Raw genomic sequence first — 23,604 nt, 5'->3', positions numbered from 1 at the left:
TCTTACAAAAATGGAAGAAATTGAATTTGAGTTTATTCAAGAGGATCTCCCTAAGATTTTATCTTCGATGAAAGTTGGTGCTTACCGAATTCGTCAGTTAGTTTTATCTTTAAGAAATTTCTCCCGTTTAGATGAATCTGAGGTGAAAGCAGTTGATATCCATGAGGGGATTAATAGCACACTATTAATTCTACAACATCGCTTAAAATCTAATGCTATTGATGAATTAGAATCTTTATCTATTGAATGTCAAGCTTTACCCTAAGAAGGGACAGAATTTATTGTGGAAATTCCGGTTTATCAAATCCGATAAAAATGGTCACTTACCCTTGATTGTGAATTAAAATTGAGCGCGAACAGTAAAAGAATAATCCCCACCAGGTTCTAATTGATAATCATACTTTTCTAAAAACCGTCCCAAGGGTTCTTGTATTAAAGCTCGTCCTTGGGATGGTTGAATTGTGAGTTTTTTGGTATGTCGAAATCGCCACTGAAATCGCCACTCATAATCCCCAGCACTGACCTCCCCTTCGAGAAAACCCTGGTGCCAAGATTGTCGCGTAATTCGCACATACGCCGTTGTTTCAGGTAAACTTTTAGAACTCACTCTGTACTATCAACAAAACTACGATTATTGTACAGACTCATGGCTTTTTCTACACCTTGATGCAAACTTAAATCAATCGCTTCCCCCGCCCATTTTAGAACTTGTTCCATAATTTGCATTTCCGGTGAGGAAAATTTTCCTAGCACATAGGAAACCGTTTCTCGTTCTCCGGTTCCAGCTATTGATTTGGGTTTACCAATACCAATTCTCAACCGAGGAAAGTTTTGGGTTCCTAAATGGGAAATGGTAGATTTCATCCCATTATGACCTCCTGCTGAACCAGACAACCGCAGTCGCAACCGTCCTAATGGTAAATCCATATCATCATAAATTACTAATACTGATGTGGGCGGGAGTTTATACCAATCAACAACAGCGCGAATTGCCTGTCCTGATAAATTCATATAGGTTAGAGGTTTTAATAATCTAATTTTTTCCCCAGAAGATGTTACCCCTTCGCCGAATTTTCCTTTAAATTTGCGATTTTCTGAAATTGGAATTCGCCAAGCCTTTGCTAACGCATCAATAGCCTCAAAACCAATATTATGTCGGGTTTGCTCATATTTAGTTTCAGGATTTCCTAAACCTACGATTAATTGAGGAACAATTAATATTTTAGCAGGCGTAACCTCCATAATCATAATTATTGATATATCTAAATAACGTTAATTTATTGATTTTACCTATTAATTAATCAAGGGTATTGACGGAATTTTCCGTTGGGGTAGATGCGACAGTTGAGTTTTTTTCTGGCTGAATTTTAGCTGTTTCTTCTAACTTTTGAGCTTCTTTTTTAAATTCATCTTCAAACTCTTTAGAAGCCTGTTGAAATCCTTTTAGGGCTTTACCTAAACTACTGCCAATTTCAGGTAATTTTTTCGGGCCAAAAATTAAAAGTGCCAGTACCAAAATTACTGCCATTTCTGGTAAACCAATTCCAAATATATTCATTAAAATAGTCTCCTAAGTTGCAAAAAATAATCGTTATCAATAGAAAACCGTGAACTGTGATTTTTAACTTTCCAGAAGTAGCAATACAGGATTGAGGTTAAGTATTTTTAAATTATTATACCTTAAAACCTATTTCCTAAATTGATCCTCACAGTTCACGATTAACTGGATTTTAAACTTGATTAGCGGGTTAAATTAGCCCAGTTTACATCCACATTTTCAAGCAGCAGTGAGGAATTATAAATCTGTAAAATAATTAACAGAAACACGAAAAACAGACCCATAAACACTGCCATTAAGGAGGTGGTTCCCCAACCGGCAGAAACCTTACCATACTCGGAATTTAAAGGTCTTAATAAATCTCCTAACCAAGTCCGTTGTGCCATAGTTCACCTAAATTTTTTACGTCAGCAAAATTTTTTCTGGATTTTGGACACTCTCACCGCTTCAAGCTAGGGAAGACAGGAGAGGCTTAGGCTAATGTTACCCGATTTAGGTGTCCCCATATCGGGTTAAACACAATATCCTAACCCCAGAATTGAAACAATTGTTAAATTGTCTTAAGTTTTCTAATTATTTTATTATAGAAGTACACGAATAACAAGGGATTAATCATAATGGAACCCGCATTAACTCTGAGCATTTGTATTGCTGTGTTTGTGATCGCCCTAACGGGATATGCGATTTACACAGCTTTCGGCCCCGCTTCTACCGACCTGCGCGACCCCTTTGAAGAACACGAAGATTAACATGGGGTTGGGGATATCCGTAGAGACGTGCCACGGCGCGTCTCTGATATTTTGTATTTTCTACGGGTTTCAGGTCTGATTTAGCTCCATATCTGCTATAATAAAGAGTTTGGCAAAATAAACACAACCATTATGGGCAACACATTTGGGCATTTATTTCGGATCACGACCTTTGGAGAATCCCACGGTGGGGCGGTGGGAGTTGTGATCGATGGTTGCCCTCCCCGATTAAAACTTGATATTACAGATATTCAGGCGGAATTGGATCGACGTCGCCCCGGACAAAGTAAGATTACTACTCCCCGCAAAGAAACCGATACTTGTGACATTCTCAGTGGAGTCTTTGAGGGACGAACCTTGGGAACCCCGATTATGATTATGGTACGGAACCAAGATACTCGCCCCCAAGATTATAGTGATATGGCGGTTAAATATCGCCCTTCCCATGCCGATGCTACTTATGATGCTAAATATGGGATTAGAAATTGGCAAGGAGGGGGACGATCTTCGGCCAGAGAAACTATTGGAAGAGTGGCGGCTGGGGCGATCGCTAAACAAATTCTTAAACAATATGCTGGGGTAGAAATTATTGGTTATGTGAAACGAATTCAAGATATCGAAGGAGTGATTGATCCCAATAGCGTCACCCTAGAACAAGTGGAAAGTAATATTGTTCGTTGTCCCGATGGCAATTGTGCCGAAACCATGATAGAACGGATTGAACAGGTTCGGGATCAGGGGGATTCTATTGGTGGCGTGGTAGAATGTGTTGCCAGAAATATTCCTTTAGGACTCGGATCTCCAGTATTTGATAAACTAGAAGCAGATCTAGCCAAAGGGGTAATGTCCTTACCCGCGAGTAAAGGATTTGAAATTGGCTCTGGCTTTGCTGGCACTCTGCTCACAGGCAGTCAACATAACGATGAATTTTATATTGATTCTGTGGGCGGCGTCCGAACAGTAACCAATCGATCGGGTGGAATTCAGGGTGGCATTTCCAATGGAGAAAATATTATTATCCGAGTAGCATTTAAGCCAACTGCTACAATTCGGAAGGAGCAACGCACCGTCACCCAGGAGGGAGAGGAAACGTTGTTATCGGCGAAAGGACGGCATGACCCCTGTGTTTTACCTCGGGCTGTGCCAATGGTAGAAGCGATGGTTGCTCTAGTTTTGTGCGATCATTTGCTGCGTCATCATGGTCAGTGTGGAACTTTGAAGCCTGAAGAATAAAATGGAAACCAGCCTATCGTCTGTGGGGGCTAACCCTCAGAAGCTCTCTAATTTATCGGCTCCCGACTCTAACCCAGAGGATTTTGTGATCCAGTTCTGGGGGGTTAGGGGCAGTATTCCCACCCCCGGAAAAGAGACGATTCGTTATGGGGGTAACACCTCCTGTTTGGAAATGCGAGTGGCTGGTAAACGCTTGATTTTTGATGGCGGAACTGGCCTGCGACTCCTAGGAGATGATTTACTTAAAGAAGCCCCGGTGGAGGCGTATATGTTCTTTACCCACTACCACTGGGATCATATTCAAGGATTTCCCCTGTTTACCCCGGCTTTTATGCGGGGTAATTGCTTTCATATCTATGGGGCAATTCCACCGGATGGGGACTCGATGAAACAACATTTTATCGACCGAATTTTGCATCCTAATTCTCCAGTTCCCCTGACGGGACTACAAGGAGACTTGAGATTCTATACACTCAAGCCTGGGGATTCGATGATGTTGGATGATATTCTGATTGAAACCGGACAACTGAACCATCCGAATACGGCTATGGGATATCGGGTGACTTGGAAGGGACGGACGGCGGTTTATTGTTCCGATACCGAACATCTCCCCGATGGCCTGGATGAGAATGTCTTAAATCTGTCTCAAAATGCCGATATTTTGATCTACGATGCTATGTATAGCGATGAGGAGTATCATAATCCTAAATCTCCGAAAATCGGTTGGGGACATTCCACTTGGCAAGAGGCCGTAAAGATGGCTAAAGCTGCCGGAGTTAAGCGAGTGGTGATTTTCCACCATGACCCTAGCCACAGCGATGACTTTCTGGATCAGGTAGAAAAGGAAGTCCAAGCGGTATCTCCCCAAGCAATTATGGCACGGGAAGGGTTAGTGGTTCCCGTGGGATTTTAGAAAATATTTAGAGTAAGTTCTTGTTGCCATTGGACGGTGCAAAAATCCAGATGAAATTAGCACTAAAACGAACTATTGTCGCCTTGATCATCGGGATATCAGTCCTGAGTTTTAGCTTAAATGCGATCGCGGTTGATTTTGACCAAAAAGAGGTGGAACAGGATCGATTTGTGGCGATCGCTGTGCCTCGCGCCTTTGGACATACTTTAGTAGTTGTGGAACAGGTCTCGGATCGTCGCCCCTGTTGGAATGAGAGTGGTAGTCAACCTACGATTGTTGATCCGTTACTGCTGAATTTTGATTTTACTGGGATTTGTGGACGGGCCACCGATAGTAACGGTTATTCGGTGAGAATGGCCGGAACGGATTTGGTGCTGTCCCATTCTTTGAGTGTTCAAAGTACGCCGAGTGATATTTTATTGGTCGCCCAGTCCCGGGCTGATGCCTACGCTCCACCGATTATTATTGGTAGAACTTATGGATTTACGAGTGGTTTCGCTAAAATAATTTTAGAACCGGGTTGGCGTTTAACTAAACGAGTTTATCAGGGAAAAACCCTAGGTCATATTTATTTTACCAGCGATTCTCCAGCTTCTTAAACAAGATGATTTGATGGGTTTATGATTACTGAATTAGACCGAGTGGTTTTAACTCATGATTTAGCCGAATATAATTTAAAAGCAGGCGATATTGGTACTGTAGTTTTAGTCCATCAAGAAGGTTTAGGATACGAAGTAGAATTTATGACCCTCACAGGTCAAACAATTACTATTATTTCTTTATTTAGTTCTCAAATTCGGGCTATTGGTAATAGAGAAATTGCCCAAGCACGAGTTCTGAGCTAATTATGTTGAAGGGATTTAATCTATCGCCCGTGAGTTTAAACAATTCTGATTATATTAGAGAAACAGCCTTTACACTCAAAGTTATTCAAGTTCATGATGTTACACGATACGACCTGCTGCAAAGATTTGTTGAGCGGTGATTTTTAAATTGGGAAAGATTAATGAAACCAGTAAATCATTATTTTGAAATAATTGTTTTTGATACTGATCACCGACTAGATTACAAATAGTAAGAGTAGGTTGTTTTGGTTTACCAATATATTCTCTACCTCCTATTCCTAAATAATCAATAATCCAATATTCAGGAACTCCGAATAAAGCATAATCTTCCACCTTCCGCGCATAATCATTTTGCCAGTTGGTACTGACAACTTCAGCAATTAGTTGAATGGATTTTCCTGATGTAATTATAGGTTTTTGTTCCCATAGGGGTTCATCAATCAGTTTTGTTTGATCTAATACAATCAGATCGGGACGAAAAGCGGTTTCTGTTCCTAATAGTTTGATCAAACAACGATGGGGAATTAGGGAAGGCAGGTCTTGACGATCAATTTCTACATTTAGTTTTCGACTGATAAAAGCTCCTACTTGTTCGTGTAGTCCAGTCGGTTCCATTTCAATTAACTCTCCATCTATTAATTCATGGCGATCGCTATCACCATATTCAGTAATAAATTGATCAACATTTAAGAGTTTTGTTGCTGATTGAATCATTGTAAGTAGTTACACAAAATAAATTACCTAGTTGAGAGAGGGAACACCGGAACAGCCCCCCCAAACCCCCCGTGCACGGGGGGCTAGGGGGGGGAGGGAATAGGGTGGAGGATGTGTAATTAATTTTGTTTAGGTACTTAATTATTCCTTATACTAATAATTAATGAATATAGCAATCCCATTTAAGTTATGTTCAAAATTGTTGAGCAAAAGGGTTTAATAAATTCAGGATAATCAAAGCCGGAAAACTTAATCAAGATGATTATAACCTGGCTTGATTATCCTAATCATGGGAGAGAAAATCTCGTTTATTTTTAGTCTTAAACCTGAGAAAGTTTCTGTGAAAAAATCCGTTCAATTACTTCTTCGACAACTTTATCAGGAGTTGATGCACCGGACGTAATTCCAACTAAAATCTCCCCATCAGGAAGCCAGTTTTCTTGAATTTCCAAAGATTTGCCTAACGGTTTATGTTCAATCTGGTTATCCGCTAAAATGCGTTCTGCACAGTCAATATGATAAGATAAAATTCCTTTTTCCACGGACATTTCCTGTAAATGGGTGGTATTAGAAGAATTAAAGCCCCCAATCACAACCATTAAATCTAACGGTTGATCTAATATCCCAATCATGGCATCTTGGCGTTCTTGGGTGGCATCACAAATGGTATTAAAACTTTGAAAATGAGTATTTAATTGATCGGGGCCATATTTTTTAATCATTGTATGCTCTAATAGTTTGCCGATTTGTTCGGTTTCACTTTTCAGCATGGTGGTTTGGTTAGCAATGCCAATTTGCTTTAAATCTTGATCGGGATCAAAACCTTCGGAACAGGCTCGACTAAATTTTGCTAAAAACTCTTGACGATCGCCTCCATTCAGAATGTAATTAGACACATATTCCGCCTCTTTATAATTCAAAATTACTAAATATTTATCAGCAAAGGAAATGGTAGCAACGGTTTCTTCATGTTTATATTTTCCATGAATAATAGAGGTATAATCTCTTTTTTTGTGTTTTTCAATGCTATTCCAAACTTTAGACACCCAAGGGCAAGTGGTATCAACAATTTTACAGCCTTTTTCGTTCAAGGTTTGCATTTCTTGAATACTTGCCCCAAACGCAGGTAAAATTACCACATCCCCAGAATTCACTACTGAAAAATCCTTATTCCCATTTTCGACAGGAATAAACTCAACTTTCATATCCTTTAAATGTTGATTCACCGAAGGATTATGAATAATTTCGTTGGTAATCCAAATATTTTCCGTTGGAAAATGTTCACGAGTTTCATAGGCCATAGCCACAGCCCTTTCCACACCCCAACAAAACCCAAAGGATTGAGCCATTTGAATCGTAACATTTCCCCGTTTAATACTATAGTTATTCTCTCTAATCTCTTGAATTAAAGAACTTTGATAGGCTGAGTGCATAACATTTGCCACTTCTTCCTGATGACCAAAGCCTTTGCGATGATAGGTTTCTGACTCTTGTAAGGAACGTATAAATGCTTTTGTATCCATTTTTTTATCTTGAAATCAGGTGCATTGTCATTGATAATCTTAAACTACCATGGCGTCAGCAAACACGCCCCAAGGGGTTGAATACTCGGCTTCAATAGTCTGCAATTCCCTATCTGAGAGGGCCTGTATTACCCATTCTCCCCCGAACCAACAACGGGCTGCTACCCCCAAAGCATCAATAACCGTTGAAACCAACTCCTCCCCAAACGGTAAAGTAGTTAGGGTTGGTGAGGGCATTTCCAGGCCAAACACCTGACGAAACAGTTCTGCATCAGGAGTTAACCGAATGGAGCCATGTTGTAGAATTGTCCCATTTCCCTTGAGTTGGGCACTGCCAATTAATTTAGTGCCATCGGATAGGACTAAATCAGCGGCGGTGGCGGTGGCAAAACAGTTGGGGTTGTGAATATATCCCCGTCCAGCAGAACCATAGTGGAGTTCATAGCCGAGCGATCGCCATCCTTCAATTAAAAATTGGCATAATGTTTGATAGGCTACCCTAGAATTTTGGGGCAATCCCGAAGCGATGACCGCATAGGTTAAATCCCCTTGATGTAAAACCGCCCGACCTCCGGTGGGACGTTTAACTAACTCTAAAGGTTGGTTTTGCCAAGTTAACTGTTGCCAATGTTCCGGCCAAGATTTCTGATGATAACCTAAAGAAATACTCGCAGGTTCCCAAAAATAAAACCGTAAACTGGGGGGATGTTTTCCCTGTTGATGTTGACGAAACAACCAATGGTCAATTGCCATTTGCAAATGTCCAGAGGCTTTAAATACAGGAATTAAACGCCAAATATTAGACTTTGAACTCGGCTTGTAAGCTATCATCGTTATTATCGGCAATTGTCGCCACAATGGTAATAATGCGTGAGATTTCAGTGGCAGAAATATCTGCTAAAGTGCGGTTCGATAAAACTACAACTTGATCATTCGTAATCGCAAAATGGGATTCTAAAGTAGATAACCAGTTCATTTCTAATAATTTTCGCATTAACTGATTTTCATTTTTTACCGGAAATTTTAGTACCGTAGCCCAAACCGTGATGGTATCTTCATCGGTTTCTCCGGTGAGTTGCACAAAAACTTCCACACTACCATATTCAAATTGCCAAACCTTACCCGCTTCGGACTGTCCGACCATTACCTTTTGGTCTTGAGCTAAACCGATCAGGACGTTTTCAATTTCTTCTGAGGGTCTGACGGTGGCCATAGCATTATCAATCAGTTCTGCATCAGTCTCAGTCGTTAACGGTGCTTGTTCTGTAGTTGTCATAATACTTGATACTAGCTTTTAATTAAATTGTATCGTAACTAGCCCTGCCTTTGTGAAGATTATTTAACTCAATAATCTTTCAACAGATATCTCAATATCTGGAAAAGCCAAGGAGGTAATCATCCCTTGATTAATAATTTGTTGACTCAAATAAATATTATTCTCAGGATTTCTAAATACGATTAATTGTTTTTGGGATAAATCTAAAACCCAATATTCCTCAATTCTAGCTTGAGCATAAATTGATAATTTTAATTCTAAATCTTTTTTTAAACTACTTTTAGCCACTTCAATGAGCCAAAAAATATCCTCAGCATAGGGATGATGATCTTTATAGGTTGACTTGGGTAGTCGGACAATAGCAATATCCGGTTCGGGTTCAGAATCCGAAAGGGTAATAGGGCCATTAAAACGAACATGAACTTTACTTGCTAACAAGGTTTGTAAGTATTGTGTACCTTCCTCAGTTGTATAGTAATGAATGGGACTTTCTGGACTCATTTCAATAATTTCACCTGCTAATAATTCGACTTGGCGATCGCATAAAATCCCAGCATCAATCATCTGGTGATAATCCTCTACAGACCATTTTGCTAACGTCTTCATGGCAGAATTACCTATTTTTATTAGAGAGTTGAGTTATTCCTATATTAACATTTTTTAGGGAGTTGTCACAAAATAGAGTAAAATTTTATGTAATTATTTACTCTGGTAAAAATTCAGGGGATAAAATCTCTATTAAGGTATAGGGACAAGTTTCAGGAAATAAAGATAACCCGGTTTCTCTTTCCGCGCTCAGAGTCGCCAAAGGATAAACATCTTCTATCGCTTCAGTCAAATTAGGTTGAAGACTAGGGTTTTTTTGTAGAATTTTTTCTAACCGAAGGCGTTGCTCTTTAATCGTTAATTGCCAACTTCGAGAGCGTAGGTTAGGCTGAAATTGCCATTTTAATAAGTGCATAATTAATATTTCTAATCGGCTTTCTAATTGTCGTTTTTCCGAGCGTCCCATGTCCTCTATTTCTTCAGCAATGTTTTGCCAATCAATTTGATTAAGTTGTCCCGTTTTTAATAGCTGTACCTGTTCATTTGTCCAAGCATAAAAGTCTGTTTCATGGGTGGTTGAGTTCATGGGTTCTCCTGTAATTCAAGGTGCTATTTACTTTATTTTTTAAAATGAATGGGACTTTCTGGACTTATTTCAACGATTTCACCTGCTAATAGTTCAACTTTGCGATCGCACAAAATCCCAGCATCAATCATCTGGTGATAATCCTCTACAGACCATTTTGCTAACATCTTCATGGCAGAATTACCTATTTTCGTGATAGAATTGAGTTATTACTATATTAACATTTTTTAGGGAGTTGTCACAAATCTGATAACCGTCTTACAATTAAAGTAAGTTTAGAATCTTAATTAACTGATCATGCAGCAACTTTCTATATCGTTCAAAAATATTGATCAATTTCCTTATCACAACTATATTTCTAATCAATCAGATCAAAAACCTTGCTTTATTTCAAGACAGGGAGTTCTTTTTGAAGAAGATTGTATAACGCTTTTAAAACAGATCAATAACAGTGTAGCTGATGTTGTTTTTGCTGATCCTCCCTTTAATTTAGGGAAAAAATATGGCAAAAAGCATGATGATAGCCTCGAAGATAGTGAATATCTAAACTGGTGTTATACTTGGCTGGATGAATGTTGCCGGATTCTTAAAGACGGGGGCAGTTTATTTATTTACAATTTACCTAAATGGAATATGTTATTAGGCAGTTATTTAATGAATAAGGGTTTAACTTTTAGACATTGGATTACTATTAGTCAAAAATCGAGTTTACCTATTCCTGGGCGATTATATCCTAGCCATTATAGTCTTTTATATTATACAAAAGGCAAGCCAAAAGTATTCCGTAAAATTAGAACTCCCATAGAAACTTGCCGTCATTGTGGGGGTGAAATTAAAGATTATGGGGGTCATCGTCATGCCATGAACCCATTAGGAGTCAATTTAACCGATGTTTGGACAGACATTCCTCCTGTCCGTCATTGGAAATTTAAAAGTAAAAAACGGACAACTAATCAACTCTCAACCAAGATTTTAGATCGAGTGATTGAAATGTCAAGTTTACCCGGAGATTTAATCATTGATCCCTTTGGTGGAAGTGGAACAACCTATGCAGTTTGTGAAGCTACAGATCGCTATTGGATCGGAATGGAAATTCAAAATTGTGATGTGATTATTGAACGGTTAACCGAAGGAAATCTACACTATCATAAAAATAATGATAGTGTAAATTAATTTCTACTTTGATTTTTCAGGAACTTCTTGATCAATAAAAATTTTAATTGCTAGATCTCCTACCGCCTTAGTTGCCACAGCATTAATTGTTACGGAAATTATACTACCAAAGCCAGGTATAAGTTTAGCAACTTCTCCACTCAGTGTAGTTAATCCCCAATTAGCACCTAAACCTGCGCCTGCTGTTGCAATAAAATCTGCTACTGTTTCTGGTGAAAGATCACGTCCACTTAAGTATCCAATAAACGTTACCATCATTGTTTGAATAGCTCCAATAATTGGGAACGAAAGTCCCGGAATCGGATTCGCACTAATCACCCCAGACAAAACAGAACAAGTATCAACTACACTAATAGCTTCCTTACGTTGAAAGTCTTTGATTTTTGATGTTCTTTCCATCGAGGCTTTTGTTTCTTTGGGAAGATATTTAAGCATCTCTTTAACTAAGGTTTCAATATTCCATCTTCCATCCGACTCTGGATCTATTTCCGCACCTTCTCCTTCATAATACTCCGCATAAGTAACAGTAGGAACAACATTATTTTTAATATCAATAAAGTTAGATCTCTTTTGGGAATTAACTAGATTATTATTTAGAACTGTCTGGGAGGGTCGCGTCAGTTCAATTTTAGCTTGATTATCCAGTTTCTCCCACCTTGAGCCATAGACTAACTGATCACAATGGGTCAATACACAAATCAAAGGAAGTTTGCGAGAATATTTTTCATAAATTACTTGATATACTTCATTAAGAGCTTGTAAATCTCCTTCAACTCCTGAACTAACATCACTGGCTTTACAAAGAAAGAGAATTAAATCAGGAGAACATCGACTCACAGCATTCACAATACTCTTAAGTGGAGTTTTTGCTGAATCTTTCTCAAGAGGATTTGTTTGTTCTTGAAAGCCTCTTGTGTCTAAAATATGAATAATTTCACGACCCTCATACTGATTATAGTATTTTTTCCATTGAGCCTGTCCAGTTTGAGGCTCAATCATACTTACCTCAGCTACTTTACTTCCACAAATAGCATTAATTAGAGATGATTTACCGGACTTACAACGACCAACAACCATGATACGAGGAGGACGCATTTCTAGGGTCAAATCAAGAAGTTCATCTAAATATTTGTCAATTTCCTGTTTATAAGGAACCCTATCAGGAATAGAGGAAACTAACTTTTTCAGTGCGGCAACCGAGGGCTCAATCGGATGATTTTTAACTTCAGACATACAGTAACCAATTTAAGATGATATTAATTTTAACCGCTAAAATCAAAAAATAAGTCTATAAAACCTTAACCTTACCCATGACTCTAACATCCTCAGTAGAATTTTTAGATGAATTTGACATTATTGTGGTCGGGGCCGGACATTCGGGCTGTGAGGCGGCGCTGGCTGCGGCCCGCTTGGGAAGCCGTACCCTGCTCTTAACCCTCAACCTGGATAAAATCGCTTGGCAACCCTGTAACCCGGCTGTTGGAGGCCCTGCCAAGTCCCAACTCGTCCATGAAGTCGATGCTTTGGGGGGAGAAATTGGCAAAATGGCCGACCGTACCTATTTACAAAAACGGGTGCTGAATATTTCTCGTGGCCCGGCGGTGTGGGCTTTACGCGCCCAAACAGATAAACGGGAATATGCCGCCGTGATGAAAAATATTATTGAAAATCAGGATAATCTTACCGTCCGAGAAGGGATGGTCACGGATTTAATTTTAGGTAAAAATCAAGAAATTATTGGGGTTGAAACTTATTTTGGAGTTGCTTTTAAATGTCAAGCCGTAATATTAACAACGGGGACATTTTTAGGCGGAATAATTTGGGTAGGAAATAAATCAATGGCGGCGGGACGGGCGGGAGAATTTGCCGCCGTTGGGTTAACAGAAACCCTCAACCGTTTAGGCTTTGAAACCGGACGATTAAAAACCGGAACTCCGGCGCGAGTTGATAAACGTTCTGTAGATTATTCTAAATTAGAACCGCAACCGGGAGATACAGAAGTTCGCTGGTTTAGTTTCGACCCGGAAGTACAAATTCAACGGGAACAAATGTGTTGTCATTTGACTCGAACTACGGCGGAAACTCACCGAATTATTCGGGAAAATTTGCATTTATCTCCGGTTTATGGCGGTTGGGTTGATTCAAAAGGCCCCCGTTATTGTCCGAGTATTGAAGATAAAATTGTTCGGTTTGCGGATAAGGAAAGTCATCAAATTTTTATTGAGCCCGAAGGTCGAGATATTCCTGAGTTGTATATTCAAGGATTTTCTACGGGTTTCCCTGAAACTTTGCAATTGCAAATGTTAAGAAGTCTTCCGGGGTTAGAAAAATGTGCCATGTTGCGTCCTGCTTATGCGGTGGAATACGATTATTTACCCGCAACTCAATCTTATCCTACCTTGATGACAAAGAAAATTGAGGGGCTATTTTGTGCGGGACAAATTAATGGTACAACGGGCTATGAAGAAGCCGCAGCCCAGGGTTTAGTGGCGGGAATTAATGCGGTGCGATTTGTTAAACATCAAGAGATGATTGTATTTTCCCGTGAACAAAGTTATATCGGAACATTAATTGATGATTTGTGTACAAAAGACCTGCGAGAACCCTATCGGGTGTTAACAAGTCGGTCGGAATATCGGTTATTATTACGGTCTGATAATGCGGATGAACGGTTAACGCCTTTAGGTCGAGAAATTGGGTTAATTGATGATCGTCGCTGGGAATTATTTGAACGTAAACAAGGTAATATTATTGGGGAAAAAGAACGGTTATATGCTACTCGAATTAAGGAAAATGATCCCGTGGGAATGGCAATTGTTAATGATACCCAACAAAAAATTAAAGGGTCAATTACTTTAGCGGATTTATTGCGCCGTCCTGGGTTGCATTACGTTGATTTAGAACGATATAATTTAGGTAATACTAACCTAAATCAAGTGGAAAAAGAAGGAGCAGAAATTGAGATTAAATATTCAGGATATCTGCAACGGCAACAAAACCAAATTGACCAAGTTAGTCGCCAATCTAATCGAGCCTTATCGGAAGATTTAAACTATCTCAAAATCGAAACTTTGTCAATGGAAGCGCGAGAAAAGTTAATGAAGGTTAAACCTTTAACCATTGGTCAAGCGTCGAGAATTGGGGGGGTAAATCCTTCGGATATTAATGCGTTGTTGATTTATTTGGAGGTTAGAAATCGTCAACAAACTGTTACTCTCAATTCCTAATAAGTAGTTGCACAAAATAAATTACCTGGTTGAGAGAGGGAACAGCCCCCCCAAACCCCCCGTGCACGGGGGGCTAGGGGGGGAGGGAACGGGGAACGGGGAACAGGGAACAGGGTAGAAGATGTGTAATTAATTTTGTTTAGGTACTTAGCAATCTTAAATAGGTTGTCACATTGGCTCCTTGCTGTGCCTGGGTTTCAGGCTCGTTTATAATTCGGTGTACCGAAAAACCCCAGATTCTCAAAGAAACTGGGGTTTTTATAAGAGTTTATGAGTCTAATTAGAAATCAAAAGGCTCATCAACAACACCAGAATTAGCAATAGTTGGTAATAAGTGTTCAAACAGTTGCATCGACTGTAAACAACTATTAATTTCCGAAACAAATTGATTGTATTCGTTAATCTTTTGATTCACTTCCGAATGAGATTTGGCATTATTTTTAATTTTCTCCTCCGCTTCCTGTGCCAAAGTTTTTTCCAAATAAACCCGCGCTTGACTATACTGCTGCATAATCTCATCCGCTTGAATATCCGTCATCGGTAATAAATGGGTTTTTAGAGTTTGGTTAACAGTTTGGCGGAAGGTTTGATGAATCGTTTTTGAGACTTTGGGTTCAAAATCTAACTTCAACAATTGACGGATAGCGGGTTCGGCATCAACTATTGCTTTCACGTCATAACTGGATGAGGTTTGTAATAGAGTTTGGCGAAATTGATAAATCGAAAATGTGCCTTCATCATAGAATTTAGGACTTTCTCGGACATAGCGATCGCATTCAGTTTTTGCCATCGCAATTAACGCTTGATTAACTTCTGCTTCTAACTCTTTTAACCGTTTTTCTAACCCGCCATCATTCCCTAATAAACGATTGAGTTTGCGATAATATTCAGTCTTGCGAACTTTTTCAACTAAACGACGGAAAAAACCAGCATTCACAGATTTAACTGACTCAACTAAAATATCCTCTAATTGATTAGCTAAATAATACAAAGCCTCAACTAAAACTGCTAATAAAGGTGCAGTTGCATTCCGAGGATGATTGAAAGTAGCCCGACTATAGGCTTCTTTTACAGAAAAACCATCTAATAATTCATCTAAACGCCGTACCATCCGAGATTCTAATTGCTTAAAATCCTGTTCAAAGCTATCACATTTATTGGTAATAATCTGATTAATTTCCTCCATAATATGATCTCGAAATTCCAGTCCCGCTTCTTGTAATTGTTGATTCAGCAGTTGTAATTCCTGGGCTTTCATGGCTTCAATTTCACGGGGTTGACTGTCTAAATCCCGTTCAATTGATTCATAATACTTGCGTAGGGGAATACAAATATCTTCTAAATCATCGGCTAGATTTTTAAACAGTTGCGGGCGTTTTTCTTCTTTCAAATAGTAAGTAATGGCGTTACGAAATTCCTCAATTCCGCTATCTTTAATTAACTGATCAACTAAGGGTTGTCCCCAATCGGCTAAAATTCGGGTGTAGTTTTGATTCGGAGATTCAAAACCATTAATTGTGACTCGAAACTGGATGGGAAGTTTGCGAGAACTGCCACAATAGTTATTAAAAGCATAGACAAATTGGGGAGTTTCTTCTTCGCCTCCAAACCCTTTAATACTTTCGGCGAAAATACTATCTAAACCAAAGCGATCACGTCCGCTTGTGCCTTTAATTTGACTACCATAAAACCCTAATAAGCCACTGGTTTTATAGACCCTGGTGGTATCCTGAAAGTCAGAATAAATTAAGTTCTCTAACCGTTGACGTAATTGGGCATTATACCAGGTTTCATCAATTCGATTAAAGATATAAAAAACCCGATCACGGATACTCGGATTTTGACGAATTATTTCTAAGAGTTCCGTTTCTTCAATGGTCATTTCTCCCGCCGATGCTGGTTTCAAAACACAGACCACCGCCGATGTATCGGGATGTTCAATTTTGTTATAGGTTAATTGGGCATCTTTCTCCACGGGTGCATCAATTCCAGGGGTATCTATAATTACATTTCCATCTTTTAATAGGGGATGGTAGCAATAGTATTCAATCCGTTTTAAGACCGCGCTATTACTCCCTCGACGGGCATAACTCGCCGCTTCTTTGAGGTTGGAAAAGTTAAACTGTTCCATTGAATATGTCGCATTATTTAGGGTTTGAATGCGATCGCGATTTTCCGTAAATCCTTTGATTAATAAATCTAAGGCTTTAGCTTGTTTGGCCCGTTCAGATTTATTCACTCCGCCTTCTTGCTGAATAATTCTTTCGCATCCTTCTACTAATATATCAATCATATCATTTCGATTGATATTAACGTTAGAAGATAAGCCCAATAATTGACATAAATTAGCGACTTGTTCCCTGATTTCGGCTTCACTTAAAAAGGTTAAAACTACCCGTTCTTGATCAAGTTCAGCATAATCAATATAACATTCAGTTCCGGTGGCGTGTCCCTCGGCACTATATAATAATTCCCTTTCTAAAAGGGCATTAATTAACATGGATTTTCCGGCACTAAACGCCCCCGCAAACACAATTTCAAATTTGGGAGAAATGACTTTCTTTAAAGAAGCATGAACAGCAGTAATATCCTGTTGGCGCAGAGTGGGTTCTTGATGTAGAAGTTTGACCAAACCTTCAACCTGATGTTGTAAGTTTTGGCACTGGGGCGATAGGGGATGGTTCATATATAAGACTTTACTCTTGCTAAAAATTATCTCACTTTAGATTATCTCTGATTAAATATAACTTGGGCATTAAATTTTACTTTAATTTACAATTCCCGTGTTGATCAGGTTCCCGTTTTAGTTAATTTAGGTAAATAAAAGAAAGTATGCTATAATCAAGTGCCGATTTAATTTATATACTGGTAAATCTTCACTTTAACAATAAACCTTATTATTCTTTGTTTTCTGTTATAAAATATGGACAGTTTAACAACAGCATCAACCCCTCAAGATATTAATGTAACCATACTCCTTTTGGGGGGTTATCAATATCAAATTACCTTACCCTCGAATTCTCCCTTACTCTTAAATTTATTAAATGCGGTAGTTCATCCCACCGAAAAAAATTCCGATGAACCGCCAAAATTGTTTCAAATTCCGATGAATGGACAACAACAAGCCCTCTGGTTTTCTAGTAATTCTCTAGTCGGAGTAATTACCGAACCACCGATTTTTATTAAAGCTCATACTCCTGTAATTCCGGCGACACCTCAAGCGGAAATTTTTAAACTTAAATATTGGCAAATTGATAATTTTTTATCTCCAGAAGACCATCAAAATCTTCTGAATTATGCTTTAGAACAAGAACAGCAATTCCAATTAACTGGCCCAGCTACCAACACATCAGACTATCCTGAACATCGGGATTCTTTGGTTCTCTATTATTCTCCAGATTTTGGTGATATGGTTATAAACCGAGTTAAAGCGATGTTCTGGAAAGCCTTAGAAAAACTTGATATTCCCCCGTTTCCAATTACCCATATTGATGCCCAACTGACTGCCCATAATCATGGTCATTATTTTCGCACTCATAATGATAATGGTTCGGCTAGAGATGAAACTCGAATGTTAAGTTACGTTTATTATTTCTATCAGGAACCCAAGGCTTTTACTGGAGGAGAATTATTAATTTATGATACCCAATGGCAAGGTCAATATGCTTATTCTAAATTAGAAAATTTTCAAGCTATTGAACCTCTGAATAATCGAATTGTCTTTTTCTATAGTGGTTTAATGCACGAAGTTCTGCCCGTTAATTGTCCTTCTAAACAGTTCAAAGATAGTCGATTTACGGTGAATGGTTGGGTAAGAAAATAAAAGCTATCGTAGGAAATAGGCCCCCAAACCCCCCCCATCGGTGTCAGGCTTTTTTAAATATTGCCCGAAATGACGTAGACATAACAACTTCGACACTCAGAGTGTCTTCAGACCTGAGAGTGTCAAAATTATGTGATAATATGGGGAAAAAATGGACTCTCGACGATTTTTTATTTATCGTCGAGTCCATGCAAGTTTATTTAAAATTTAACCATGAGTAGCTCCCTCACCAAAGCTGTCTTATTTGTAGACGGCTATAACATAATTGGAATATGGCCCCTATTGCGACAGAAACGCGATGTTGATGATATGGAAACGGCGCGGAGACATTTGATTGAAACCTTAGTGGACTATAGCGCCTTTGAGGGACTCGACGCTCGACTGGTTTTTGATGCTCACTATCAAAATACCCCCGGTGTCAGCGAAACTATTACTCGCAATGTGTCGATTCATTATACCGGTTTTGGGCAAACCGCAGATACTTATATTGAAAAACTCTGTGCTTCTTTAGGCCGCCAACTGAGGTTGTCCCGACGTCGGTTAATTGTGGCGACTTCAGACCGCGCTCAACGGTTAACCGTGACGGGCTATGGTGCTGAGTGGATGTCCGCCGAACAGTTAGCAGAAGCGGTGGAAGCCACTACCCAGCGTCGTCAGCGTCGTCATCAACCACGGAAGCCATCTTCGAGTCGTTTCTTGGCTAATTCCCTAGACGCAGAAGCTCAAAACCGTCTGGCTCGCATGAGGATGGGGTTATAATCACGGTATCAAGAGGGTTTCAGCTTTTGCAACCAAAGTCAAAAAAATTTTTTTCAAAAAAGCTTGCAAAAAATTAGGATCAGGCGCTACTATTAGTAACTGTGGCTAAAAGAGAGACACAACGTTCCTCGGTAGCTCAGTGGTAGAGCGATCGGCTGTTAACCGATTGGTCGTAGGTTCGAATCCCACCCGAGGAGTTTAACAAAATATTCTTTGAATCTCAGGTTAGATTTTAACCTAATCTGAAATTTTAAGCCAGTATCCTACATTTCTATTGAGAAAGGTAGGATATTGTTTTGTATATGCTCAAAACCATTACATCTGATATCAAGGATGATCTTACCCTTATTTCTGAGTTTAACCTTATTGGCCCAAGCCGCCCCTCCGGTGAATGAAATTTTGCAACCGCAGCAGGTGCGACCCCTACCCGGACAATTAGATAAAATTCCGGTATTTAATAGTAACAGTCCTGAACTGATTTTAAACGAAGGAATTTTACTTTCTACTTTTCCAAAAACCAATAAAAAACAGCCAGAAGCCCACTTAAATTTTCCCTTTCAAGGCAAATTTGATATTTTTGCCCACCATATTGCTAAACCTCCCCAAGAAAATGATTTAAGAACCCTTTATTTAGGAATATTAGCTTATAATCCTGGGATCAAACCCGTTACTATTAATATTTTAGAAGCAGCCAGTTATTTAAGTCAACCCGATGCGCCTTTTATTCCCCTTGATGCGGTTTTAGATAATTCCGCAGGTAATATTTTTGCTGGGCCAGGAAGTCGGGTGATGAATGATATTTTACGGGGAAAAAGACAGCCTGAATTTGTTAAAAAAATTATTATTCCCCCCCAAAGTAGTCGTCTTTTATTAAATGCTCCAATTCCGGTTAAAAATTTAGAACCTCCTTTAAATGGTCGGTCTACTTTAATGCGTTTAGAGAGTGATGGCGCGGTTTATATTGCTAGTTTAGCTAAATATGCAACACTACAACCAAATAGAATAGAAATCGCGCCTACTTTAACAGAATGGGAACAATTATTACAGCAAGGAATGTTAGTTACACCTAGAGATCGTACCCCCACACCTCCTAATACTAATTCTGAACAAATTATCTATGGACGGGTGGCTGGAGTGGCATTGGGTTCCCGTTGGAATGCTAATATTGTTGATCCAAATAGTTCTAGTTTAACTATTCCCAAATCTGGAGAAACCTTTTCCTATCCTATTTCCAGTTTACCCAGAGGACAGTTAGGAACTAATCAAATTCAAAGTGCTCCTTTAGTGGTTAGATATCCCGATACCGCCTATCAAGCCCATGGAAATTATGGGATAGAATATAACCTAATTTTACCACTTTATAATCCCACAAGTCAACCCCAAAAAGTTATTTTAACCATACAAACCCCCATAAAAGAAGAAAAATTATCCCAACCTGGGTTAAGGTTTTTTGACCCTCCAGCCCCTCAAGTTTTCTTCCGAGGAACTGTTAGATTGAGTTTTGGAGATGATCAGGGAAAATCCCAAATTCGCTATATTCATTTAGTTCAAAAACGCGGTCAACAGGGGGAATCATTAGTACAATTAATATTGAAACCTCAAGAAACTCGATCCGTTAAAGTTGATTTTCTCTATCCTCCTGATGCTTCTCCTCCTCAAGTTTTGACGGTGAAAACATTACCGTTAAAATAATATATTTTAGTCTTTGTTTAACTACAAAGACACAAAGACACAAAGAATTTATAAACACTAATTTTGTAGGTTGATTTTATGTCTCAAAGCGATGCACCAAAACCTAAACCGCCTCTGGATAAACCCCCGCCACCGCCCCCAAAACCTCCTGATTGGGGGACATTAGGATGGTTAATCGTTGCATTATTTTTATTCATTATTGCGATAGGAAATGCTTCGGGATTTGGAGATAGTCAAAACCGACCATTAACTCCTAGTTTTGATCAAACAGAATCGGATAATTAGGGGGTTATAATTTCGTTGTTGTGCTTTAGCACCACTATTAAGAGCGCTAAAGCGCAACAACATTCTATAAAAATTTCGTTGTTGTGCTTTAGCACCACTATTAAGAGCGCTAAAGCGCAACAACATTCTATAAAAATTTCGTTGTTGTGCTTTAGCACCACTATTAAGAGCGCTAAAGCGCAACAACATTCTATAAAAAATTTCGTTGTTGTGCTTTAGCACCTCTATTAAGAGCGCTAAAGCGCAACAACATTCAAAAAAAATTTCGTTGTTGTGCTTTAGCACCTCTATTAAGAGCGCTAAAGCGCAACAACATTCAAAAAAAATTTCGTTGTTGTGCTTTAGCACCTCTATTAAGAGCGCTAAAGCGCAACAACATTCAAAAAAAATTTCGTTGTTGTGCTTTAGCACCTCTATTAAGAGCGCTAAAGCGCAACAACATTCAAAAAAAATTTCGTTGTTGTGCTTTAGCACCTCTATTAAGAGCGCTAAAGCACAACAACATTCTATAAAAATTTCGTTGTTGTGCTTTAGCACCTCTATTAAGAGCGCTAAAGCGCAACAACATTCAAAAAAAATTAACCAATGGTTAAGGCTAAATCCGTGGGTGATGTGATGACCGTGGCTGTTTGGACAACACTAGGTTGGACGTTTTTAACAATTCCTAAAATTCCTGAATTTGTAATCTTAATTACGGTGTCATTCCCAGAGGAGGTAAAACTTAAATTAGCCTGAGGAATTGTATCAAGGATATGAATTTTATCGCCTTCTGAAACCTTGAAATCCGTAATAATATCGGCTAAATTGATATCAGAAACCGTGGCGGCTTCATCCCCTCGCAACATGAAAATATCAGTCCCTCCTCCTCCGGTTAAAGTATCTGTTCCTAAATCTCCGATTAGGAAATCATTACCATTATTGCCATTTAAACTATCATTACCTTGTCCACCGCGAATAAAGTCTGAACCAGCACCTCCAAAAATGGTATCACTCCCTCGATTTCCATTTAAAATATCATTGCCTTGTCCCCCTGTAATAATATCATTATCTTTTCCTCCAAAAATATAATCATTGCCATCATTTCCATCCAGAGAATCATTGCCAGCATTTCCATTAATTACATCATTTCCTGTCGAACCAGTAACCAAATCATTACCGCCTCCAGCTAATAGTCCCCGATGATTATTTAGGGTAATATCAGGAGTCATGGTTATGACATTATCTGCATCTAAATTACGAGGATAGGCATAACTTAAAGGCAAACTAGCACGATTTATGGTATTAATAAATCCATTCAAGATATTCGCATCTGAAATAATTCCAGAAACCCGACTGGGAATAATTCCATCGACAACGGCTGCATCCCAAATTTGATTACCTACTCGAATTTGATTGACGACATCAAAGCCTTGAGTTACTGTGCCAAAAACCGCATAATTTCCGTCTAAGTTTGTGGAATTATCTGCTAAATTAAAATAGAATTGGGATGAAGCCGTATCGGTTCCCGAAGACCGCGCCATGGCAATGGAACCGACGACATTACTTAACACCGGAGGAACGGTAATTCCTGCTTCTTTAAAGGTTTTGCTATAGATAGGTTCTGTAGCACCTTTGGGTTTAATTTCTAAGGGAATATTTCTAACTTTACCCGTAGCAGGGTCAATAAAACCTCCACTTCCTAACAAATTTGCAGCCACATTAGGATCTTTACTTTGGGGGTCGCCACCCTGAGCAACAAAGGGCGTGGGGTCAATAACAACGCGATGAAATAGGGTGTTATCATAAACATTTCGTTCAACTAAATCAACGAAATTTCCAGCCGTTATCGGAGCATTTGCACCATCAACTTGAATCGTAATTGGTAGTCCTTCAACTACCATAATCACGGTAGCAGCACTGGTTAAGTTGGGTAGATCAGCCATAATAAAATAGTGGGTTAGATTGTATGAAATTAGGTATAATTAACCTAATTTGCTCTTTATATTTTACAATAAAGATTGCAATTAGAATCAGATATTGCCAATATTAGGACACCCAACCTCAAATTTAAGTTCCTGTTATTCCTAAGATTGGGTAAACTGGATCAAAAGTTGTAATTATCCTTCATAATCATGTCCCGTCGTTTCTTTCTAAGTTTCCTCTTATCTCTGGGTTTAGCTGTGTTTAGCTTCAAACTCACTGCGCCCGCTTGGGCGTTAGGGGGAAAATTGCCACCATTGAATCAACCCGCCCCTAATTTCACCTTACCAACTAATAGTGGAGAGGGAAAAATTTCTTTATCCGATTATCAAGGACAATGGGTTATTCTCTATTTTTATCCTAAAGATTTTACTTCTGGATGTACTTTAGAAGCTCGTCGTTTTCAACAGGATTTACCAAAATATTTAGCTAAAAATACTAAAATTTTAGGGATTAGTGCCGATGATATTCAATCCCATGCTGAGTTTTGTGATTCAGAAGGTTTAAAATTTCCCTTACTGGCTGATGTTGACGGAAAAGTAAGTAAATCCTATGGCTCATGGATTAATTTTATATCAATGCGTCATACTTTTATTATTGATCCTGATGGAATTTTAAGGGAAATATTTTTAGGGGTTAATCCTGCTATTCATAGTCAGGAAGTGTTAGCACGTTTGGATGAATTGCAACAAACCAAAACCAGTTAGTTTAAATTCACAGCCAAAAAGGGAAGGTTGAAATCA

General features: G+C 38.9%; 26 protein-coding genes, 1 tRNA gene and 1 pseudogene. 14 read left to right on the top strand and 14 right to left on the bottom strand.

What is annotated here, in order from left to right; genetic code table 11:
• Window positions 1–7 precede the first annotated feature (7 nt).
• Window positions 8–217: pseudogene (locus NMG86_RS10150) on the top strand (histidine kinase); the annotation flags it as partial.
• A gap of 123 nt (window positions 218–340) precedes the next feature.
• On the opposite strand, the gene NMG86_RS10145 reads toward NMG86_RS10150, so the two are convergent.
• The 4 genes from NMG86_RS10145 to psbH all read right to left on the bottom strand — a co-directional run bounded on the left by NMG86_RS10145 (window position 341) and on the right by psbH (window position 1,944).
• Entirely contained in the window at window positions 341–607 is a 267-nt protein-coding gene (locus NMG86_RS10145) for a DUF3146 family protein (protein WP_026787061.1), read from the bottom strand.
• Complete coding sequence (gene pth, locus NMG86_RS10140; RefSeq protein WP_237747603.1) at window positions 604–1,242, bottom strand: aminoacyl-tRNA hydrolase; 639 nt, start codon at window positions 1,240–1,242, stop codon at window positions 604–606. Before pth ends, NMG86_RS10145 begins: the two co-directional genes overlap by 4 nt.
• Window positions 1,243–1,297: 55 nt before the next feature.
• On the bottom strand, window positions 1,298–1,558 hold the full coding sequence (locus tag NMG86_RS10135) for a TatA/E family twin arginine-targeting protein translocase (protein ID WP_026787063.1): 261 nt from the start codon (window positions 1,556–1,558) through the stop codon (window positions 1,298–1,300).
• 182 nt (window positions 1,559–1,740) lie between these two features.
• Window positions 1,741–1,944 carry a photosystem II reaction center phosphoprotein PsbH gene (gene psbH / locus NMG86_RS10130; RefSeq protein WP_026787064.1) on the bottom strand — a complete coding sequence of 68 codons (204 nt, stop codon included), beginning with the start codon at window positions 1,942–1,944 and terminating at the stop codon, window positions 1,741–1,743.
• A 231-nt stretch (window positions 1,945–2,175) separates the two neighbouring features.
• Between psbH and psbN the strand changes: the two genes are divergently transcribed.
• From psbN to NMG86_RS10105, 5 genes are all read left to right on the top strand, one after another.
• Window positions 2,176–2,307 (top strand): photosystem II reaction center protein PsbN, encoded by a 132-nt coding sequence (psbN, locus tag NMG86_RS10125; RefSeq protein WP_026787065.1) that lies wholly within the window; start codon window positions 2,176–2,178, stop codon window positions 2,305–2,307.
• 132 nt (window positions 2,308–2,439) lie between these two features.
• Entirely contained in the window at window positions 2,440–3,540 is a 1,101-nt protein-coding gene (aroC, locus tag NMG86_RS10120) for a chorismate synthase (protein WP_026787066.1), read from the top strand.
• Between the two features lies 1 nt (window position 3,541).
• Window positions 3,542–4,453, top strand: a complete 912-nt coding sequence (locus NMG86_RS10115; protein WP_026787067.1) for an MBL fold metallo-hydrolase — start codon at window positions 3,542–3,544, stop codon at window positions 4,451–4,453.
• Between the two features lie 50 nt (window positions 4,454–4,503).
• Window positions 4,504–5,052 (top strand): DUF3747 domain-containing protein, encoded by a 549-nt coding sequence (locus tag NMG86_RS10110; protein ID WP_026793750.1) that lies wholly within the window; start codon window positions 4,504–4,506, stop codon window positions 5,050–5,052.
• 21 nt (window positions 5,053–5,073) lie between these two features.
• A complete protein-coding gene (locus tag NMG86_RS10105; RefSeq protein WP_026787069.1) occupies window positions 5,074–5,298 on the top strand; it encodes a DUF4926 domain-containing protein in 225 nt (74 codons plus the stop codon).
• A gap of 99 nt (window positions 5,299–5,397) precedes the next feature.
• Here NMG86_RS10105 and NMG86_RS10100 read toward each other — a convergent pair whose 3' ends face one another.
• The 7 genes from NMG86_RS10100 to NMG86_RS10070 all read right to left on the bottom strand — a co-directional run bounded on the left by NMG86_RS10100 (window position 5,398) and on the right by NMG86_RS10070 (window position 10,116).
• Window positions 5,398–6,012 (bottom strand): Uma2 family endonuclease, encoded by a 615-nt coding sequence (locus tag NMG86_RS10100; RefSeq protein WP_026787070.1) that lies wholly within the window; start codon window positions 6,010–6,012, stop codon window positions 5,398–5,400.
• Window positions 6,013–6,332: 320 nt separating this feature from the next.
• The gene (locus tag NMG86_RS10095; protein ID WP_026787071.1) at window positions 6,333–7,535 is read right to left on the bottom strand and encodes a 4-hydroxy-3-methylbut-2-enyl diphosphate reductase; all 1,203 of its coding nucleotides are present in this window, start codon (window positions 7,533–7,535) and stop codon (window positions 6,333–6,335) included.
• Window positions 7,536–7,574: 39 nt separating this feature from the next.
• Window positions 7,575–8,366, bottom strand: coding sequence for a lipoate--protein ligase family protein (locus tag NMG86_RS10090; RefSeq protein ID WP_036831085.1), 792 nt, complete (start codon window positions 8,364–8,366; stop codon window positions 7,575–7,577).
• The gene (locus tag NMG86_RS10085) at window positions 8,335–8,811 is read right to left on the bottom strand and encodes a YbjN domain-containing protein (protein WP_026793748.1); all 477 of its coding nucleotides are present in this window, start codon (window positions 8,809–8,811) and stop codon (window positions 8,335–8,337) included. The genes NMG86_RS10090 and NMG86_RS10085 overlap by 32 nt, the downstream gene beginning before the upstream one ends.
• A 63-nt stretch (window positions 8,812–8,874) precedes the next feature.
• Window positions 8,875–9,417 (bottom strand): Uma2 family endonuclease, encoded by a 543-nt coding sequence (locus NMG86_RS10080; RefSeq protein WP_026797571.1) that lies wholly within the window; start codon window positions 9,415–9,417, stop codon window positions 8,875–8,877.
• A 97-nt stretch (window positions 9,418–9,514) separates the two neighbouring features.
• A complete protein-coding gene (locus NMG86_RS10075) occupies window positions 9,515–9,943 on the bottom strand; it encodes a DUF29 domain-containing protein (protein WP_026797570.1) in 429 nt (142 codons plus the stop codon).
• A gap of 32 nt (window positions 9,944–9,975) precedes the next feature.
• Window positions 9,976–10,116 carry a hypothetical protein gene (locus tag NMG86_RS10070; RefSeq protein WP_337587930.1) on the bottom strand — a complete coding sequence of 47 codons (141 nt, stop codon included), beginning with the start codon at window positions 10,114–10,116 and terminating at the stop codon, window positions 9,976–9,978.
• Between the two features lie 124 nt (window positions 10,117–10,240).
• Here NMG86_RS10070 and NMG86_RS10065 point away from each other — a divergent pair, with 124 nt between their 5' ends.
• Window positions 10,241–11,116 carry a DNA-methyltransferase gene (locus NMG86_RS10065; RefSeq protein ID WP_043938726.1) on the top strand — a complete coding sequence of 292 codons (876 nt, stop codon included), beginning with the start codon at window positions 10,241–10,243 and terminating at the stop codon, window positions 11,114–11,116.
• Window positions 11,117–11,119: 3 nt separating this feature from the next.
• Here NMG86_RS10065 and NMG86_RS10060 read toward each other — a convergent pair whose 3' ends face one another.
• On the bottom strand, window positions 11,120–12,349 hold the full coding sequence (locus NMG86_RS10060; RefSeq protein ID WP_026797569.1) for a GTPase: 1,230 nt from the start codon (window positions 12,347–12,349) through the stop codon (window positions 11,120–11,122).
• Window positions 12,350–12,426: 77 nt separating this feature from the next.
• Between NMG86_RS10060 and mnmG the strand changes: the two genes are divergently transcribed.
• Window positions 12,427–14,343, top strand: a complete 1,917-nt coding sequence (gene mnmG / locus NMG86_RS10055; protein ID WP_026797568.1) for a tRNA uridine-5-carboxymethylaminomethyl(34) synthesis enzyme MnmG — start codon at window positions 12,427–12,429, stop codon at window positions 14,341–14,343.
• A gap of 280 nt (window positions 14,344–14,623) precedes the next feature.
• Here mnmG and NMG86_RS10050 read toward each other — a convergent pair whose 3' ends face one another.
• Window positions 14,624–17,029, bottom strand: a complete 2,406-nt coding sequence (locus NMG86_RS10050) for a dynamin family protein (protein WP_043938728.1) — start codon at window positions 17,027–17,029, stop codon at window positions 14,624–14,626.
• A gap of 237 nt (window positions 17,030–17,266) precedes the next feature.
• Between NMG86_RS10050 and NMG86_RS10045 the strand changes: the two genes are divergently transcribed.
• From NMG86_RS10045 to NMG86_RS10025, 5 genes are all read left to right on the top strand, one after another.
• On the top strand, window positions 17,267–18,166 hold the full coding sequence (locus tag NMG86_RS10045) for a 2OG-Fe(II) oxygenase (RefSeq protein WP_026787080.1): 900 nt from the start codon (window positions 17,267–17,269) through the stop codon (window positions 18,164–18,166).
• Between the two features lie 213 nt (window positions 18,167–18,379).
• Window positions 18,380–18,925: an NYN domain-containing protein gene (locus NMG86_RS10040; RefSeq protein WP_026787081.1), complete on the top strand. Its 546-nt coding sequence runs from the start codon at window positions 18,380–18,382 to the stop codon at window positions 18,923–18,925.
• Window positions 18,926–19,050: 125 nt separating this feature from the next.
• Window positions 19,051–19,122, top strand: a tRNA-Asn gene (locus NMG86_RS10035).
• Window positions 19,123–19,261: 139 nt separating this feature from the next.
• Entirely contained in the window at window positions 19,262–20,617 is a 1,356-nt protein-coding gene (locus tag NMG86_RS10030; RefSeq protein WP_026797566.1) for a DUF3370 domain-containing protein, read from the top strand.
• 78 nt (window positions 20,618–20,695) lie between these two features.
• Window positions 20,696–20,902, top strand: a complete 207-nt coding sequence (locus NMG86_RS10025; protein WP_026787083.1) for a hypothetical protein — start codon at window positions 20,696–20,698, stop codon at window positions 20,900–20,902.
• A 578-nt stretch (window positions 20,903–21,480) separates the two neighbouring features.
• On the opposite strand, the gene NMG86_RS10020 is transcribed toward NMG86_RS10025, so the two are convergent.
• Window positions 21,481–22,824, bottom strand: coding sequence for a peptidylprolyl isomerase (locus NMG86_RS10020; RefSeq protein ID WP_026797565.1), 1,344 nt, complete (start codon window positions 22,822–22,824; stop codon window positions 21,481–21,483).
• A gap of 189 nt (window positions 22,825–23,013) precedes the next feature.
• On the opposite strand from NMG86_RS10020, the gene NMG86_RS10015 reads away from it, so the two are divergent.
• Complete coding sequence (locus tag NMG86_RS10015; RefSeq protein WP_026797564.1) at window positions 23,014–23,568, top strand: peroxiredoxin; 555 nt, start codon at window positions 23,014–23,016, stop codon at window positions 23,566–23,568.
• Window positions 23,569–23,604 lie beyond the last annotated feature (36 nt).

It is taken from the genome of Planktothrix rubescens CCAP 1459/22, assembly GCA_904830895.1.
Classification (GTDB): Bacteria; Cyanobacteriota; Cyanobacteriia; order Cyanobacteriales; family Microcoleaceae; genus Planktothrix; species Planktothrix agardhii.
The sequence above is the reverse complement of the archived record's forward strand: the minus strand, read 5'-3'. Positions and strand labels throughout refer to the sequence as shown.